Annotated in this window: 13 protein-coding genes; 6 read left to right on the top strand and 7 right to left on the bottom strand. The window is 61.3% G+C overall.

The annotated features are described in order from the left end of the window. Positions 1-7: 7 nt before the first annotated feature. Together EZI54_RS11130 and EZI54_RS11125 are read left to right on the top strand one after the other, a co-directional pair. Positions 8-436, top strand: a complete 429-nt coding sequence (locus tag EZI54_RS11130) for a putative zinc-binding protein (RefSeq protein WP_131481961.1) — start codon at positions 8-10, stop codon at positions 434-436. Continuing rightward, positions 429-830, top strand: a complete 402-nt coding sequence (locus EZI54_RS11125; protein WP_131481960.1) for a ribonucleotide reductase subunit alpha — start codon at positions 429-431, stop codon at positions 828-830. Before EZI54_RS11130 ends, EZI54_RS11125 begins: the two co-directional genes overlap by 8 nt. A 139-nt stretch (positions 831-969) precedes the next feature. On the opposite strand, the gene moaA is transcribed toward EZI54_RS11125, so the two are convergent. From moaA to EZI54_RS24820, 4 genes are all read right to left on the bottom strand, one after another. Next, entirely contained in the window at positions 970-1,965 is a 996-nt protein-coding gene (gene moaA, locus EZI54_RS11120) for a GTP 3',8-cyclase MoaA (RefSeq protein ID WP_131481959.1), read from the bottom strand. Positions 1,966-1,978: 13 nt separating this feature from the next. After that, positions 1,979-2,236, bottom strand: a complete 258-nt coding sequence (locus EZI54_RS11115) for a MoaD/ThiS family protein (protein WP_131481958.1) — start codon at positions 2,234-2,236, stop codon at positions 1,979-1,981. A 127-nt stretch (positions 2,237-2,363) separates the two neighbouring features. Beyond that, a complete protein-coding gene (locus EZI54_RS11110) occupies positions 2,364-3,119 on the bottom strand; it encodes a cation diffusion facilitator family transporter (protein ID WP_131481957.1) in 756 nt (251 codons plus the stop codon). 88 nt (positions 3,120-3,207) lie between these two features. After that, the gene (locus tag EZI54_RS24820; RefSeq protein WP_207389197.1) at positions 3,208-3,444 is read right to left on the bottom strand and encodes a helix-turn-helix domain-containing protein; all 237 of its coding nucleotides are present in this window, start codon (positions 3,442-3,444) and stop codon (positions 3,208-3,210) included. Between the two features lie 155 nt (positions 3,445-3,599). Between EZI54_RS24820 and EZI54_RS11100 the strand changes: the two genes are divergently transcribed. Both EZI54_RS11100 and EZI54_RS11095 read left to right on the top strand, forming a co-directional pair. After that, a complete protein-coding gene (locus tag EZI54_RS11100) occupies positions 3,600-5,183 on the top strand; it encodes an FMN-binding glutamate synthase family protein (RefSeq protein WP_131481956.1) in 1,584 nt (527 codons plus the stop codon). 204 nt (positions 5,184-5,387) lie between these two features. Then, positions 5,388-6,581 carry a pyridoxal phosphate-dependent aminotransferase gene (locus tag EZI54_RS11095; protein ID WP_131481955.1) on the top strand — a complete coding sequence of 398 codons (1,194 nt, stop codon included), beginning with the start codon at positions 5,388-5,390 and terminating at the stop codon, positions 6,579-6,581. Between the two features lie 114 nt (positions 6,582-6,695). Here the strand turns inward: EZI54_RS11095 and putA are convergent, their stop codons facing one another. Next, positions 6,696-10,325: a bifunctional proline dehydrogenase/L-glutamate gamma-semialdehyde dehydrogenase PutA gene (putA, locus tag EZI54_RS11090; RefSeq protein ID WP_131481953.1), complete on the bottom strand. Its 3,630-nt coding sequence runs from the start codon at positions 10,323-10,325 to the stop codon at positions 6,696-6,698. A gap of 192 nt (positions 10,326-10,517) precedes the next feature. Continuing rightward, positions 10,518-14,012: an NAD-glutamate dehydrogenase gene (locus tag EZI54_RS11085; RefSeq protein ID WP_131481951.1), complete on the bottom strand. Its 3,495-nt coding sequence runs from the start codon at positions 14,010-14,012 to the stop codon at positions 10,518-10,520. Positions 14,013-14,159: 147 nt separating this feature from the next. Between EZI54_RS11085 and EZI54_RS11080 the strand changes: the two genes are divergently transcribed. Beyond that, positions 14,160-14,603 carry an Lrp/AsnC ligand binding domain-containing protein gene (locus tag EZI54_RS11080; protein ID WP_131481949.1) on the top strand — a complete coding sequence of 148 codons (444 nt, stop codon included), beginning with the start codon at positions 14,160-14,162 and terminating at the stop codon, positions 14,601-14,603. A 20-nt stretch (positions 14,604-14,623) separates the two neighbouring features. Here the strand turns inward: EZI54_RS11080 and EZI54_RS11075 are convergent, their stop codons facing one another. Beyond that, positions 14,624-14,830: a hypothetical protein gene (locus EZI54_RS11075; protein ID WP_131481947.1), complete on the bottom strand. Its 207-nt coding sequence runs from the start codon at positions 14,828-14,830 to the stop codon at positions 14,624-14,626. A gap of 93 nt (positions 14,831-14,923) precedes the next feature. Between EZI54_RS11075 and EZI54_RS11070 the strand changes: the two genes are divergently transcribed. Next, positions 14,924-16,405, top strand: a complete 1,482-nt coding sequence (locus EZI54_RS11070) for a flavin-containing monooxygenase (protein ID WP_131481945.1) — start codon at positions 14,924-14,926, stop codon at positions 16,403-16,405. The last annotated feature ends 5 nt before the right edge of the window (positions 16,406-16,410 follow it).

Below are 16,410 nucleotides of genomic sequence, written 5' to 3'. Positions count from 1 at the left end.
AGGAGGGATGACAACAGCAAACGAACCCCGCAGGAACCGCCCCCTGATCTATGCCTGCTCGGGTTGCTCCGACGTCGCCCAGTTGGCAAACAACGCCGCGGTGCGTCTCGACCACGCCGGCGAATATGAGATGTCGTGCATTTCCGGTGTCGGTGGAAAGGTCAAACCGCTGGTCAGGACCGCGCGTTCCGGCCGGCCGGTCACCGTTATCGATGGCTGCCCCCTGCACTGCGCGGGCGCCTGCCTGGAAAATATTGGGGTACAGCCAGAGCGCCATGTTCGACTCTACGAGTATGGCTTCAGGAAACATTACGGCCAGAGCTATGGCGACGACGCCGTGGACGATGTCTGCCAACTGGTCCTGACCGGCTGTCTGGGCGATGACGCCAGGCAGCAGACCGGCCAAACGACAAACGAGAGAACGAGCAATGATTGAAAGCTACCGCGACCTGATCGAGGCCGCCGATACCCAGCCTGAGCCCCAGCGTTTCCTGTTCGTGTTCTGTCGGGCCGAATTGCCTGAAGACGCCTCGGCCGAGGAACAAAGTCGGTTTGACCGTGGTGAAGGTGGCACCCTGAGTCCGGTCATCTGCGTCGACAAGCCTTTGCAGGGCGTTCGCCGTTTTGAGGCCCTGGTGGAGGAATCCCGTGCCACCGGTCAGGAATGGGACGTGGTCTTCGTTGCGGCGATGTCCGGCCGCGGCGGGCAGGCGCCGACCGCCGATGAGGCACAGCAGCCGCTGACGATGATGGTGGAAACGATTCGGCTGGGGAACGTGGGGAATTACCTGGCGTTCTCGCGGGAGGGGGAGTTGTTGGCGATCGGGTGATGGAAAGTCAGATATCCGATAGGCGCCTCCGGCGCCTCAGAAGCTGAAGCTTCTGCTACATACTCGAGTTAGCTGTAAAATGTAGCCGATGCTTCAGCTTCGGAGCAGCCGTCAGGCTGCCAGAAAGCCACAACCTTGCTCACCCACCCGTCATATTCATGAACCGCAGAATCTGCACATCCCCGTCACTGCTGAAGTGATGCCGCTCCGGCTTCAGGTCCATCGCCCTAATGATGGTTTCTCGCAACTTGCCGTCACCCTCGGGGTAGCCTCGCAGTATGCGCCGCAGGTCCACCGAATGCTCGTTGCCCAGACACAGCAGCAAGCGGCCCGCGACGGTCACCCGCACACGGTTGCAGGTGGCGCAGAAGTTATGGGAATGGGGAGAGATAAATCCTATGCGCACCGGACTGTCCGGCATCCGGAAATAACGGGCCGGACCGCCGCTGTCGTCGGTGGTGGGTAGCAGGTCGTGGTAGCGACGGATCCGGGCGCGGACGTCATCGCTGCTGCACAGGCTTTCGCCGCGGTCATGGTCGGTGATCTGCCCCAGCGGCATTTCCTCGATAAAGCTGATATCCACCTGCTTGCGCCGGGCAAACGCCACCAGGTCGAGGATCTCATCGTCGTTGCGGCCTTTCATGATCACGGCATTCAGCTTGATACCCCGGAAACCGGCCTCGCGGGCCGCATCGATCCCTTCCAGGACCCGGCTCAGTTGGCCGGTACGGGTGATCTGCCGGAACCGCCCGGCATCCAGCGTATCCAGGCTGATGTTCAGGCGCCGGAGGCCCGCCTGACGTAGGGATTCGGCCAGCTTCGAAAGCTGGCTGCCGTTGGTGGTCATCGCGAAATCGCGCAGGCCGAGTCGACCGATCTCCCCTACCAGGTCCAGGATGTCCTTGCGGACCAGCGGCTCGCCACCGGTGAGACGGATTTTCTCGGTCCCCAGGCCCTGGAAGGTTCGTGCCAGGCGGGCAATCTCCTCCAGGGTCAGCACCTGCTGGCGCGGCAGGAAGGTCATGTCCTCCGCCATGCAGTAGACACAGCGAAAGTCGCAGCGGTCCGTGACCGACAGGCGCACATAATTGATGGTTCGACCAAATCGATCTTTCAGTACCCGGCTGGGAGGCATGGACATTATTCCCCTACCCCCCGGTTACCGGAGGGAACAGCGCCAGCTCGTCGCCCGGCACCAGATGGTGCGAACTCCTGACCATCGTCTGGTTCACAGCGGTCATTATCCGCGCGCCGGCGAGCAGCCCTGCCAGGAGCGGAGATTGCTCCAGGGCTGCCAGTACCGTCTCCAGGGACTGCCCCTCGGGAGGGACAGCGTGATCGAAGACCTCGGTGCCGGATAATTCACGGAGTTGGGCAAACAGGCGAACGGTGATGGTGTGCGTCATGGCAGATTGTAAGTCGGTGGTCAGGTGCCCCCATTGTTGCAGCGCTCCGACCGCCGGCCGATACCCCGCTTGGGGTAGATCGGCGGATCATTGGTAAGAACAACGCACGCCGATCGGCAGGATCCGGCTATTCCTTCGCTGAGCAGGACTTGCTTTCCAAAGGTTCCGGGGCTGCACAGCATGCCCCTGTTTCCGCCGAAGGTTCGTCACCTCCTTCCCCGGTTGCCTTTATGGCAGAGCCGTTCTCCCCGTCTACGGCTCCGGTCGGGGCAGAGGCCTTCCATTCGCGCCACGCCTCGGAAAGCACCTGCCAGGCGGAATGCAGGAACAGCCCGGCAATGGCCAGACCGACGATCACATCCGGCCACAGCGAGCCGGTGTAACCCACCAGGATGGCGGCCCCGATCACGCTGGTGTTTGCAAACAGGTCATTCCTGGAACACAGCCAGGTTGAGCGCATGTTCAGGTCATCGCGTCGGTGGGCGTTGAGCAGCAGGAAGCAGACGGTGTTTGCTGCCAGGGCAACCAGTGCGATGCCACCCATCCACTCAGCGTGGGGAACGATACCCAGAATACTTTTCTGAATGGCTTCAACGACGACCATGACGCCAAACAGGAGCATGAACAGGCCTTTGACCAATGCCGCGCCGGCCCGGCTACGGGCGCTGCGGTGCAAGGCATACAGCGTCAGGGCATAGACAGTGGCATCGCCGAACATGTCCAGCGAGTCCGCCAGCAATGCGGTCGATCCCGCCAGCAAGCCGCCAAAGAACTCGAACAGGAACATCACGGTATTGATGGCGAGCACGATATAGAGCACCCGCCCCTGCTTACCGCGCAACTCGGCAAGTTCTTCAGCTTTGTTTTCGCAACAACTATCCATACATCAGCCCTTTGTAAAACACTAAAAGAGCACAATAAAGGTTGAAGCTGTTACAGGGTCAAGCGAATGCGGGAAATGATCAGTCGATTTAATCCTTACGGTAGTCATTCAGCCGGTTATATAGGGTTTTCAGGCTCACGCCGAGCAGCCTGGCGGCCTTTGCCTTATGACCATCGCACCGCTCGAGTGTCGCCAGGATCATTGCCTTTTCGGTCTCGGCAATGGAGGTGCCGGGAGACAGCTTCAGTGGGTCGCCGCTGCCCGGTATGCTTTCCCGTTGGCGCCGCTGGCCGGAGGCACGCTGTGGATACTCTGGAACCTTCACGCCCGGATGTAACCCAATGTGCCGGCAACCCGCCCGCTGGCGGGCCGCTCAGCGATGGGATGAATTTATCGTCATGTTACATGCTGCCCGGGAATTTGTGGGACCACCGCCGGATGAGCCATGCTAGTAGTATCTGTAAGGACATTGAGGGGAGCATGCTTGGATTTCCAAGATTGATCTACACCTTGTTTGTCGTGGCAACCCTGCTGCTAGGGGTGGCAATCTCAATCTGGAATCCATACGGCCTCATCCCCTGGGCGGTGCTTCCCCTGCTGGCGGTGGTCGGCGCTTTCGATCTCCGCTCCAGGCACAATGTGCTGCGCAACTATCCAATCCTGGGCCACTTGCGGTACCTGCTGGAATTTGTCCGGCCCGAACTTCGCCAGTATTTTTTTGAGTCCGAGCAAAGCGGTCGCCCGTTCAATCGCGAACAGCGGAATATCGTCAACAAACGCGCCGACGGTCAGAACGACACCGTACCGTTTGGCACCCGGCGCGATGTGGAGGGAGCGGGCGCCGATTTCGCCCAGCATTCCATCGTCCCCAAACAGGTCGACCGAGCCTACGGGCGGATCATGATTGGCGGACCGCAGTGTTCGAAACCCTATGATTCATCGCGGTTGAATATCTCCGCCATGAGCTTTGGTTCACTGTCCAGCAATGCCGTACTGGCCATGAACAAGGGCGCCAAGCTGGGCAACTTCGCGCAGGATACGGGCGAAGGCGCCATCAGCCCCTACCACAAGGTGCACGATGGCGACCTGATTTGGGAGATTGCGAGTGGGTATTTTGGGTGCCGCACGCGCGATGGCGGTTTCGACAGTGACGAGTTTGCCCGAAAAGCCTCCGACGACCAGGTGAAGATGGTCGAAATCAAGATCTCGCAAGGCGCCAAACCCGGTCATGGCGGGCTGCTTCCCGGCGTCAAGGTCAACCGGGAGATCGCAAGGACCCGGGAAGTCGAAGAAGGCAAGGACTGCATCTCCCCGGCCCAACACGCCGAGTTCGATACCCCCGTCGGCCTGCTTCGCTTCATGCAGCGCCTGCGGGAACTCTGCGGCGGCAAACCGGTTGGCTTCAAGCTGTGCCTGGGCAAGCGCGATGAGTTCATGGGCATCTGCAAGGCAATGCTGGAATCGGGGATACAACCGGACTTCATTACGATTGACGGCGCCGAGGGCGGCACGGGGGCCGCACCGGCTGAATTCGAGGACTTCATCGGGACCTACATCAATGAGGCCCTGCCCTTCGTCGACAATTGCCTGAAGGGCATCGGTAAGCGCGACGAGATCGTCGTGATCGCCAGCGGCAAGGTCGCGACCGGCTTCGACATGGTCACCAAAATCGCCCTGGGTGCGGATATGTGTAACGCCGCCCGGGCGTTCATGTTTTCCGTCGGCTGCATCCAGGCCCAGCGCTGCCACACCGACACATGCCCGACCGGCGTGACGACGCAAAACCCGGCCCGTTCAAGATCGTTGGACGTGCCTTCCAAGGCGCTAAGGGTGCGCAACTTCCACGACGCCACCATCCAGTCTCTCCTCGATATAACCGGAGCCCTGGGTCTGGCCTCGCCGGACCTGCTCGGCCCCGAACACATTTATCACCGCCCCGAGTATGGCCCGGCCTACACGTATCGGGAAATGCATCCTCAGGTGGCGACCGGCGACTTTCTCTCCGGGGAACTGCCACCCGACTACGCGGCGGATTGGGAAAAAGCCAGTGCCGGCCGGTTCTAGCATCGGACACCATCCCAACCGCTGGCCTATCTCCGATCACTCGTTGTGACCCTCTGGGTAAACCGACCTGCTGATTAGAGGAGTCATGAAGGAAACAGTTCGACGCCAAACACGGAAGACACGCCCCATCATGTGCCGCCGAAGGCGATCCGCGTCGGGATGACGCCCAGGTCACAGGCCAAGCAACCTACAGAGGGCAACCGTATGCAACAGACCACTCATCATTTCGCCCGGAGAGTCAACGACCTGTCGGAGTCTGCCATATTCCGCATCGGCGCCCGTGCCAAGGCGCTGGCCGATGAAGGCCACGACATCGTCAGACTGGATGCGGGCGAGCCGGATTTCAATACGCCCCAATGGATCATCGATGCAGCCAAGCAGGCCCTGGATGACGGCTTTACACGGTATACCGAAATCGGTGGCTTGCCGCAGTTGAAGGAGGCCATCCAACATAAACTCGAGTCCCAGAACCAACTGCATTACCGGCTTGAGCAGATCATGCACACCTGCGGTGCCAAACAGGGCCTTTTCAACGCCTGCATGTCACTTCTCGGGCCCGGCGACGAAATCGTCATCCCGACACCTCGCTGGGGCACCTACCCGGCCATCGCCGACATCGCTGCGGCAAAGACGGTCAACGCAACCACCCGTTACGAGGACGGTTTCGTGTTGACGCCGGAAACCCTGGACCACGCCCTCAGCAGCCGCACCCGCGTTCTCATCCTCAACAGCCCGAACAATCCGACCGGTCAGGTGTACAGCCGCGAAGAACTGGCGGCGCTGGGAAATGTGCTCCTGGAGTATCCGGACGTGATCGTGCTGTCCGATGACATCTATGAGCATCTGCGATTCACCAACCAACCCTATGCCAACATCCTCAATGTCTGCCCGTCACTGAAAAACCGCACCGTCGTGATCAATGGCGTGTCCAAGGCCTATGCCATGACGGGTTGGCGTGTGGGCTTCGCTGCAGGGCCCGAGGACATTATCAACGAGATGCAGAAACTCCAGGGCCAGACAAATTCCCACACCGCGGCGGTATCGCAGGTTGCGGCGACGGCCGCCCTGAACGGAGGACTCGATGAGGTGACGACAATGTCGCAGGTTTTTGCCGAAAGGGCGCGCCAGGTAGCCGAGGGCCTGAAGCCGGTTGAAAGGATCAAATGCCTCCCGGCCCAGGGCAGTTTCTACTGCCTGCCCGACTTTTCTCCCATCATCGAATCGCTGCCCGACGTCGACGACGACCGGGAGCTCGCCGACTGGCTGCTGGACAAGTTGGGAATAGCCATGGTGCCCGGCTCCGCCTTCAACGCGCCGGGACACATGAGGCTGTCCTTCGCAGCGAGCGACAAAACCCTACAGAAAGGTCTGGATCGCCTCCAGAAGACCTTTGCCTGATCCTGTCACGCAGACGCAAGCATGCCCGGCAAACCACCGGGCATGCTGATCGGCCCAAGGCCACTCAACGCAAATCTTTCCGAAATACGCGCGACTCTCCCTGCCGGCGCGGCCCTACTCGGAGGCTGCAATCAGACTGGCGTTACCGCCGGCTGCGGTGGTATCCACACACAGGTGACGTTCGAGCACGAAACGCTGGTCCAGGTTCTGCTCGGTGACCAGCGGGATCAGCACCCCATCACGCTGGGCCAGAGCCAGGCGATAATCACGCAGGACCGCCGTTTCTGCGACACTGACGACCGCGTCAAACCCGTTGGCCCTGGCCAGCGCCTCCGCTTCCAGCATGCCGTTCACACCGACGATCGGCAGCCCCGCCTTGGCGGATTCAGCCACGGTCTTCTCGACGTCGGGCGCCACCACCACGACCTGGTTGCCCTGGGACAGGGCCACACCCGCCTGCTTCAGGGCCGACTCGCTATCCGGTCCCAGGCACAGGATCACGCCACGGGCATAGTCGGTCAGCCGGTTCAGCTCACCGGTCGGTCCCGGCAGATCTTCGGAATGACCATCCAGGGGCGCCGGCACGTCACCGAAGATCGGCTTGAGCAGTTCTTCACGCCCCTTGGGCTTAGGTGCCGCCCGGCCCGCCACCTGATCGATCAGCTTCTGCAGACCTTTGGCGTCGACACGCTTGGCACTGCCGTCGACGGGCTTCTCGACTTTCTCGTTCTTCAGGAAGCGACGCACATAGTGCGGACCACCCGCCTTCGGACCGGTACCGGACAGGCCCTCGCCGCCGAACGGCTGGGAGCCGACGATGGCGCCAATCTGGTTGCGGTTGACGTAGGTGTTGCCCACCTTGATCCGGCTGGCGATGCGCTCAACCCGGCGATCCACACGGCTGTGGATGCCAAAGGTCAGGCCATAGCCCTTGGCATTGACCGCATCCACCACCTTGTCGATGTCCTTCGCCTGGAAGGTGGCTACGTGCAGGACCGGGCCGAAGATTTCCTCTTCCATCTCCTCGATCCCGCTGACCCTGATCACGGCCGGGGAGACGAAGCGGCCCTTCTCGGGCACGCTCATCGTCTTCAGCAGCTGGCCCTTCCGGTCGTACTTCACACAGTAGTCGGTGATCTTCCTGTGGGCGTTATCATCGATGACCGGGCCCACATCGGTGGACAGCAGCCACGGATCGCCGATGCCCAGTTCTTCCATGGCGCCATAGAGCATTTCCAGCAGGTGGTCGGCAATGTCTTCCTGCACATAGAGCATGCGCAGGGCCGAACAGCGCTGACCGGCACTCTGGAAAGACGATGCCAGCACGTCGCGCACCACCTGCTCCGGCAGTGCCGTCGAGTCGACGATCATGGCATTCAGACCGCCGGTTTCGGCGATCAGCGTGGCATCCGGAGCCATGTTCTCGGCCATCTTGCGATTGATGTTCTGGGCCGTCGCGGTAGAGCCCGTGAAGCATACGCCGGCGATACGCGAATCGGAGGTCAGGGCGCCGCCCACGGTAGCGCCCGTACCCGGCAGCAGCTGGACCACGTCTTTCGGGATCCCCGCGTCATGCATCAACTGGACCGCCCGGTGAGCCAGCAGTGACGTGCTTTCAGCCGGCTTGGCGAGAACGGCGTTGCCCGCCGCAACTGCCGCCATGATCTGCCCGGTAAAGATCGCCAGCGGGAAGTTCCAGGGTGAAATACAGACCATGGTGCCGCGGGCGTCACCGTCGTCCTTGTAGCGAATCGCCTCGTTGGCGTAGAACTGGCAGAAGTCCACCGCCTCGCGGATTTCGGCCACCGCGTCCAGCAGGGACTTGCCGGCTTCCCGCGTGGTCAGCGCAAACAGCTCGTAGGCGTGCTCCTCGTAGAGATCGCCGACCTTGCGCACGCAGGCGGCACGCTCTTCCACGGATTTCGCCGACCAGCTGTTAAAGCCGTCCTGTGACGCATTGATCGCCACTTCCACATCGGCATCCGAGGAATAGGTGATGTGGCCCACCAGGTCTTCCGGATCCGCCGGGTTGCGAACCACCTGGACTTCGGCGCCGACCGCCTCGCCGGCGGTGATCGGACCGCCCTTCCAGCGATGGGTCTTGAAGGCACCCCGGCCCTGCTCGATCTCCTCGATGGTGACCGGATCGGTGATGTCCCAGCCCTTGGAGTTGCGGCGCTGTTTACCGAATAGGTCCGCCGGGCGCACGATCGCCTTGCTGGAAATGTTCTCACCCATGGACTCGACGATATCGATCGGGTCCCTGGCGATCTCTTCCGGGGTGATCCGGGTATCGACGATCTGGTTCACGAAGGAGCTGTTGGCCCCGTTTTCCAGCAGGCGACGCACCAGGTACGCCAGCAGGTCCTGGTGGGCGCCGACCGGCGCGTAGATACGGCACGGGACGCCGCTGTCCTTCAGTACCTGGTCGTGCAGGGATTCACCCATGCCGTGCAGGCGCTGGAATTCGAAGCGCTCGCGGTCGACATTCCTGGCCAGTTCCAGTACCGCCGACACCGAGTGGGCGTTGTGGGTGGCGAACTGCGGGTAGATACGGTCGGTCATGCCCAGCAGTTGCTTGGCACAAGCCAAGTAGGATACGTCACTGCAGGCCTTGCGGGTAAAGACCGGGAAACCGCTCAGGCCCATCACCTGGGCGCGCTTGATCTCGGCATCCCAATAGGCGCCCTTGACCAGACGCACCATGATACGGCGGTCCAGCTTGGCGGAAAGCGCGTAGAGCCAATCCAGTACGTGAGACGCGCGCTTGCCGAAGGCCTGCACCACCACACCGAATCCGTCCCAGCCGGCCAGTTCGGGATCGGCCAGGATGGCTTCGATCACGTCCAGGGACAGGTCCAGGCGATCCGCCTCCTCGGCATCTATATTGAAGCCCATATTGGCCTTGGCCGCCTTCTTGGCCAGTTCCAGGGCGCGGGGCATCAGCTCGTTCATGACACGCTCTTTCTGGCCATATTCGTAACGGGCCAGCAGCGCGGACAGCTTGACGGAAATGCCGGGATTGGTACGCACGTCGCCCTTGCAGTTCCTGGCGATGGCGTCGATGGCGTTGGAATAGGCGTTGTAGTAACGAACCGCATCAGCGTCGGTACGGGCCGCCTCCCCCAGCATGTCATAGGAATAGGTATAGCCGCGGGCCATGTAGCTCTTGCCGTTGTCCTGGGCCTCCTCGATGTCGCGGCCCAGAACGAACTGACGGCCCATTTCCTTCATCGCCTGGCCCGCAACGGTGCGCACAACCGGCTCGCCCATGCGCTTGACCAGCTTGCGCAAGGTTTCGCCCACCGTCTGGCGCTCGGAATCCTTGAGCAGGTTGCTGGTCATCAGCAGGGCCAGCGTCGTGGAATTGATCAGCCCGGATGCCGCCTTACCCACATGGGCGCCCCAGTTGCCCGAGGTGATCTTGTCTTCAATGAGAGCGTGGATCGTCGTGTTGTCCGGCACCCGCAGGAGGGCCTCGGCCAGGCACATCAGGGCCACCCCCTCTTTCGTGGTCAGCCCGTATTCCGCCAGGAACTTCTCCATGATGGTCGGCCGGGCGTTGCTGCGAACGTCACGTACCAGATCGGCGGCACGGGCAGAAATGGCCTCGCGCTCGGCGCTGGACAGCTGCGCACCAGCAATCAGCTCGCGAATCACTTTGTACTCATCGGCCAGGTAGTCATCGCGGATTGCCTGCCGGCTCTCAGTCAGCGTAGGAGTCGTTGATTGCTGCGGTTTCATAGCTGTCACCTCATCTTTGTTCGTCTCTGGCTGCATTCTACCGAGAGAGGCGAAGTTATTTTTCCTATTAAAACCATTTGCATACGACGGTTTGTCTTTTTTGGCAATTCCATTTCCGCCGCTTTTCTTTCCAAAGCGTTAAAAAAAGGAAATTTGACCTTTACCTAAAATCTTTCCATGCCTAAAGCTTGGTCAGGCCACCTCGCTGCCCAGTTCCCTCAGGACACCATGCGCGACAGAAAAGACTGCACAATCAATAATTTCCGTCGCCTGCATGTCCGCCTGCATCTGTTGCCAGCGTTGTATCTGGGTTCGTTTTACGGTGTGCCAGACGTCGAGCAGCTGTTGAGGTGTTCCCGCATGGTCATTTGAGCGGAACACACTGGCGGTCAGGTTACGCAACTGATAATCCAGCTCGTCCCGGTAATGACTGGTAGCAAGCGACTGCCAGTGCCCCTTGGCACGGAAAGCCCGCATCTGGCGGTCCAGCCAGGTCAGTTTCAGGCCCTCACCCAGTGAGAAATAGACTTCTGCAACGGCAGTCAGAGGCTGGTCGAACTGTCGCGCCACCTCGATGATATCCAGCAACCAGTAGCGACTCTCGATCGACGCGCAGATGGCAGCCAGGCTGTCGGGGACGGCATTGTCTACATAATAAGCATAGCGTTCTTTCCATCGACTTTCCGGAATCACCGCCTGCAACGCCTCCACCGAGGTCACCACCTCGGCCAGTAGCGGTGAGTAGCGGGCCTGGCAGGCGGCCGCATCCAGGCCTTCGGGCCGGTTGCGCAGGATCCAGGTGGCACTGCGGGTGATCAGGCGGATCAGGTCCCGGAACAGCTCCAGCTGCACGCCGGAACGAATCCGGCCATCCAGTTGCTCCACCGCGGCCCACTGGGCATCGACCCCGTAGATGCGCATGGCGATGCGGTAAGCGATCACCACCTCGTCGACGTCGGCGCGGGCGGCATGCCGTATACGATCGATCCAGGTGATGCCCATGCGGTTGACCAGGTCATTGGCAAGCTGGGTTGCCGTAATATCCGCACGCAGCGGGTGGTTCCGGATGGCATCCGGGAAGGCGTCGCGCATGGAGGCGGGAAACGCGCTGAACAGCGCATCCGAGAAGCGGTCATCCAGCACCCGCGGTGACGCCTGCAGCGATTGCTCCAGTTCCAGTTTGGCGTAGGAGATCAACACCGCCAGTTCGGGCCGCGTCAGACCGGTCCCGCGTTCGCGCCGCTCCTGCAGGGTCTCCTCGTCCGGGAGGAATTCAAGCGCCCGATCGAGTTGGCCGTCGGATTCCAGGCGCCGGATCAGACGCTCACATTCATCCAGCCCGGCCATACCTCCCGCATCGGCAATGCTGAGCGCCATGGCCTGGCGATAGTTGTTCTTCAGCACCAGTTGCGCCACTTCCGGCGTCATCTCCCGGAGCATGCGGTTACGCTGCTCCCGGGTCAGCGCGCCGTCGCGCACCTGCGTGTTGAGCAGGATTTTCATGTTCACTTCGTGGTCGGAGCAGTCAACGCCACCGGCATTGTCGATAAAATCGGTATTCGCCGCCCCGCCCCGGCGTGCGAAGTCGATGCGTGCCCGCTGGGTAAAGCCCAGGTTACCGCCCTCGCCCAGCACCCGACAGCGTAACTGGTTGCTGTCGACTCGCACCGGGTCGTTGGCCTTGTCCCCGACCTCTTCGTGAGACTCGCCGGGCGCCTTGGCGTAGGTACCGATACCGCCATTCCAGATCATGTCTACCGGTGCCTTCAGGAGCGCGCTGATCAGTTCGTTCGGCGTCAGGCGGCCGGTCTTGATGCCCAGCGCCCTGGCCATTTGCTTGGTGACGGGAATGGATTTCATCGATCGCGGGAAGACGCCTCCACCCGCACTGATCTTCGAAGCATCGTAGTCGGCCCAACTGGACCCCGGCAGCTCGAACAGCCGTTGACGTTCGGCAAAAGCGACGGCCGCATCGGGTTTCGGATCGACAAGGATATGCAGGTGATTGAACGCACCGACCAGCCGGATCTGATCGGACAACAGCATGCCGTTGCCGAAGACATCGCCGCCCATGTCGCCGATACCCACCACCGTGAAGGGATCGGACTGCGTGTCGATGCCCTTCTCCAGGAAGTGCCGTTTCACCGATTCCCAGGCGCCACGGGCGGTAATCCCCATCTTCTTGTGGTCATAGCCCTCACTGCCGCCCGAGGCGAAGGCATCCCCGAGCCAGAACCCGTAGTCACCGGCCAGCCGGTTGGCAATGTCCGAGAAGGTCGCGGTACCCTTATCCGCCGCGACGACCAGGTAGGGGTCATCGTCATCGTGACGGACCAGCGCTTTCGGCGGCACGATGACGCCGCCGTCCAGATTATCCGTCAGATCCAGCAGGCCGCGGATGAAGGTCTGGTAGCAGGCGATGCCCTCTTCCTGGAGCGCCGCCCGCGACGGGTCCGCCGGCGGCTGCTTGACGATAAACCCGCCCTTGGCACCGACCGGGACAATGACCGAATTCTTTACCTGCTGGGCTTTCATCAACCCGAGGATTTCGGTGCGATAGTCTTCCGCCCGGTCCGACCAGCGCAGACCACCGCGGGCAACCGGCCCGGCCCGCAGATGGACCCCTTCGACGCGCGGCGAGTAGACGAAAATCTCGAACCGCGGACACGGCCTGGGAATGTCCGGGATCATCTGCGGATCGATCTTGAAGGAGACATAGGGTTTGGCCTGCCCATCCTCCTGCTGGAAGAAGTTGGTCCTTGAAGTGGCTTTGATCAGCACGTAGAACCGCCGCAGGATGCGGTCGTCATCCAGGCTCTCGACACCCTCCAGCGCGGTCAGGATTGCCTTCTCCACATCGGCTTCCTGTTTGCGGCGCTTGCGGGCGGCGCTGTCCGGCTGGAACCGTACCCGGAACAGCTCGATCAACTGCGCGGTAAGATCCCGGTGTTTGGCCAGGGTCTCTGCCAGGAATTGCTGACTGAACCCAAAGCGCAACTGCTTGATGTACCGGGCATAGGCCCGCAGGACGACCACTTCCCGCCAGCCCAGGCCGGCGACGAGGATCAGGCGGTTGAAGGTATCGTTCTCGGCAAAGCCGTTCCATATTTCGCGGAACGCCTCCTGCAACAACGCCTTTGTGGTGTCGCTGCCGGCAGTTCCCTGTTCACCCAGCACCTCCACGGTAAAGTCACTGATGCCAAAGATCTTGCCGTCACTGCGTTCGATCACATACGGATGCTCGTCCAGGACACGCATGCCCAGGTTTTCCAGCAGCGGCACGACATCCGACAGGATCACCGGCTTGCCGCTGCTGTAGAGCTTGAACGACAGCGTATTGCCATCCTGTTCCCGATCGGTGTGGAAATGCATCGGCACATCCGCGCTGACCGCGATGGACTGGAGTTCAGCGATATCCCGGACTGCCGTTGCACTGGAAAACCGGGCCCGATACCCCGGGGGAAAGGCGTTGGCATAGAGTTTACTGTTGACGGCCCCCAACACTTCGCCAAAAGCGTCGATTACCCCCTTGCGGAACTCATCGTCCCAGGAGCGCGTCTGCGCCATCATGCCTGAGACCATCTGCCTCAGCCGGGCCCAGCCTTCGGCGTCCTGGCGGTCGTCTTCCATGGCGGCGGCAAGTTGTTCGAGCAGAGTATTCGGGGACGGTGGGCGGCTATCTGTCATCAGGTCTCTCCGGCGAAAGCCAGTGTATTTGTTGCCACAGTATAGGCAATCCATCGAAGTCGCTTTACCCATTTAGTTTTAATGGGCAGCCGGTTTGATTATATTTGGCTCACACAATAGCCATAAATCTCACCGGGACGAACCAACATGGGCGAACTGGACAGAATCGACCACTCCATCATGCGCGAACTGCAGAAGAACGCCCGCATTACCGTCACTGAGCTGGCCTCGCGGGTCGGCCTGTCCAAGACGCCCTGCCAGGTGCGCATGCGGCGCCTGGAGGAGCAGGGCTACATCACCGGCTATACGGCCATGATCAACCAGACCAAGCTGGGGCAGAGCCACATCGCTTTCGCGCAGGTCACCCTGAGCGACACCAGCAGCAAATCCCTGGCCGCATTCAACGAGGCCATCCGGCAGATGTCGGCGGTTGAGCAGTGCCATATGATCGCCGGTAATTTTGACTACCTGTTGAAGATTCGCACCCGGGACATGGCCGAGTACCGCCAGGTGTTGGGTGAACAGATCTCCGCCCTGCCCCACGTGCTGCAAACCAGTACCTTCGTCGTCATGGAGAACGTGAAGGACTGATCGTCGTCACCGACGCCGGTTCAACGGTTCCATACAGGGTAGCCGACCAGACCGCCTTCCAGACAGTCGTCCACAGAGCGAATCGGTGCCACGCCGTCGAACCACTCCGGGCTGCCTTCCTTCGCCCCACTCCCCCGGCGTTCCAGCGCCCGGTCCGCTTCACCGCGTTGCGCCAGGAAGGGGCATCCACAGGCCTTCGGGACGAGACGACACGCGGTATGTCCCAAAAGAAGGATTCTATGGCCTCTTGCACCATCGTCAGCCAATGGAAACCCGCCTACGATTGCAGGATCAAACAATAAAAACGGGGAATGATGCGCATGGGCGAAGCAACGCCGCATATCATGATCATCGGTGCGGGCTTCGGGGGACTGGGCATGGCCATACAGCTCAGGAAAGCCGGTATCGACAACTTTACCCTGCTGGAAAAGGCGAGCAGTGTCGGCGGCACCTGGCGGGACAACACCTACCCCGGCGCCGCCTGCGACGTGCAGTCCCACCTCTACTCGTTTTCCTTCGAGCCCAAGAGCGACTGGAGCCGCAAGTTCGGCCTGCAGCCGGAGATCCGGGCCTATCTCGAACACTGCGCAGGCAAGTACGGTTTGCGCGACCACATCCGTTTCAATACCGAAGTGACCGCCGCCCGGTTCGACAGGACCTCCGGAACCTGGTCGGTCACCACAGCCCAGGGCGAATCGATCGAAGCGCGCGTGCTCATCACTGCCTGCGGCCAGTTGAACCAGCCTGCGATACCGAACATCCCGGGTATCGATGCCTTCCAGGGCACCGCCTTTCATTCGGCACGCTGGGACCACGGTTACGATCTGACCGGTAAACCCGTGGCCGTCATCGGAACCGGCGCCAGCGCCATCCAGTTCGTCCCACAGATCGTGCCCAGGGTATCGTCCCTGAAGCTGTTCCAGCGCTCCGGCGCCTGGGTGCTGCCAAAGCCTGACCGGCCGTTCACCGGCCTGGAACAGTGGCTGTTTGGCACCTTCCCTCTTGTCGACCGGGCCTACCGCAACCTGATCTACTGGCGCAACGAGAGCCGTGCCATCGGCTTTATCCGGTTCGGCTTCCTGTTGAACGCGTTCAAATGGCTCGCCCGGCGCGAAGTACGTCGCCACGTACGCGATCCCCGGAAGCGGGAGAAGCTGATCCCAGACTATCCGATTGGCTGTAAACGAATCCTGATCTCCAACGACTGGTACCCGGCGGTGGACCAGGACCACCTTGAGCTGATCACGGAGGCCATCGACCACATCCAACCCGACGCGGTGGCCACGGTGGACGGCACCCGGCATCCGGTCGATGCCATCATCTTCGGTACCGGCTTCAAGGCAACGGATTTCCTGACCCCCATGACCATCACCGGCCTGGAGGGCCTGGACCTGAACGACGCCTGGCGGGATGGCGCGGAAGCCTACAAGGGCATCAGCGTGGCCGGCTTCCCCAACCTGTTCATGCTGTACGGCCCCAACACCAACCTCGCGCACAGCTCCATCGTGTTCATGCTCGAGTCCCAGATCCGTTATGTGATGCAGTGCGTGCGCATGCTGGAGGATCCGGGTTTACACTTCATGGACGTCAAGCCCCAGCGCCAGCGGGAATACAGTGACGGTCTACAGAGAGCCCTGAAACACAGCGTCTGGGAGGCTGGATGCGACTCCTGGTACAAGACGGCATCCGGCAGGAACACCAACAACTGGCCCGGTTTTACGTTCAGCTATCGCCTGATGACCAGCAAACTGGACCTGCAGGATTACGAGCTGCAGCCCCGCCCCACCCCGGCAAGCCCCTGACAGAG

This window comes from Marinobacter halodurans (assembly GCF_004327985.1).
In the GTDB taxonomy this organism is placed as follows: Bacteria; Pseudomonadota; Gammaproteobacteria; order Pseudomonadales; family Oleiphilaceae; genus Marinobacter_A; species Marinobacter_A halodurans.
Note: the sequence above shows the minus strand (reverse complement) of the source record. Positions and strands in the feature narration are given on the sequence as shown.

Bases quoted from the DNA above. Each gene is read 5' to 3' on its own strand.
- EZI54_RS11085 (WP_131481951.1), bottom strand. From the start codon at position 14,012: ATGACAGATAGCCGCCCACCGTCCCCGAATACTCTGCTCGAACAACTT.
- EZI54_RS11130 (WP_131481961.1), top strand. From the start codon at position 8: ATGACAACAGCAAACGAACCCCGCAGGAACCGCCCCCTGATCTATGCC.
- EZI54_RS11095 (WP_131481955.1), top strand. From the start codon at position 5,388: ATGCAACAGACCACTCATCATTTCGCCCGGAGAGTCAACGACCTGTCG.
- EZI54_RS11080 (WP_131481949.1), top strand. From the start codon at position 14,160: ATGGGCGAACTGGACAGAATCGACCACTCCATCATGCGCGAACTGCAG.
- EZI54_RS11100 (WP_131481956.1), top strand. From the start codon at position 3,600: ATGCTTGGATTTCCAAGATTGATCTACACCTTGTTTGTCGTGGCAACC.
- EZI54_RS11125 (WP_131481960.1), top strand. From the start codon at position 429: ATGATTGAAAGCTACCGCGACCTGATCGAGGCCGCCGATACCCAGCCT.
- EZI54_RS11110 (WP_131481957.1), bottom strand. From the start codon at position 3,119: ATGGATAGTTGTTGCGAAAACAAAGCTGAAGAACTTGCCGAGTTGCGC.
- EZI54_RS11115 (WP_131481958.1), bottom strand. From the start codon at position 2,236: ATGACGCACACCATCACCGTTCGCCTGTTTGCCCAACTCCGTGAATTA.
- EZI54_RS11070 (WP_131481945.1), top strand. From the start codon at position 14,924: ATGGGCGAAGCAACGCCGCATATCATGATCATCGGTGCGGGCTTCGGG.
- moaA (WP_131481959.1), bottom strand. From the start codon at position 1,965: ATGCCTCCCAGCCGGGTACTGAAAGATCGATTTGGTCGAACCATCAAT.
- putA (WP_131481953.1), bottom strand. From the start codon at position 10,325: ATGAAACCGCAGCAATCAACGACTCCTACGCTGACTGAGAGCCGGCAG.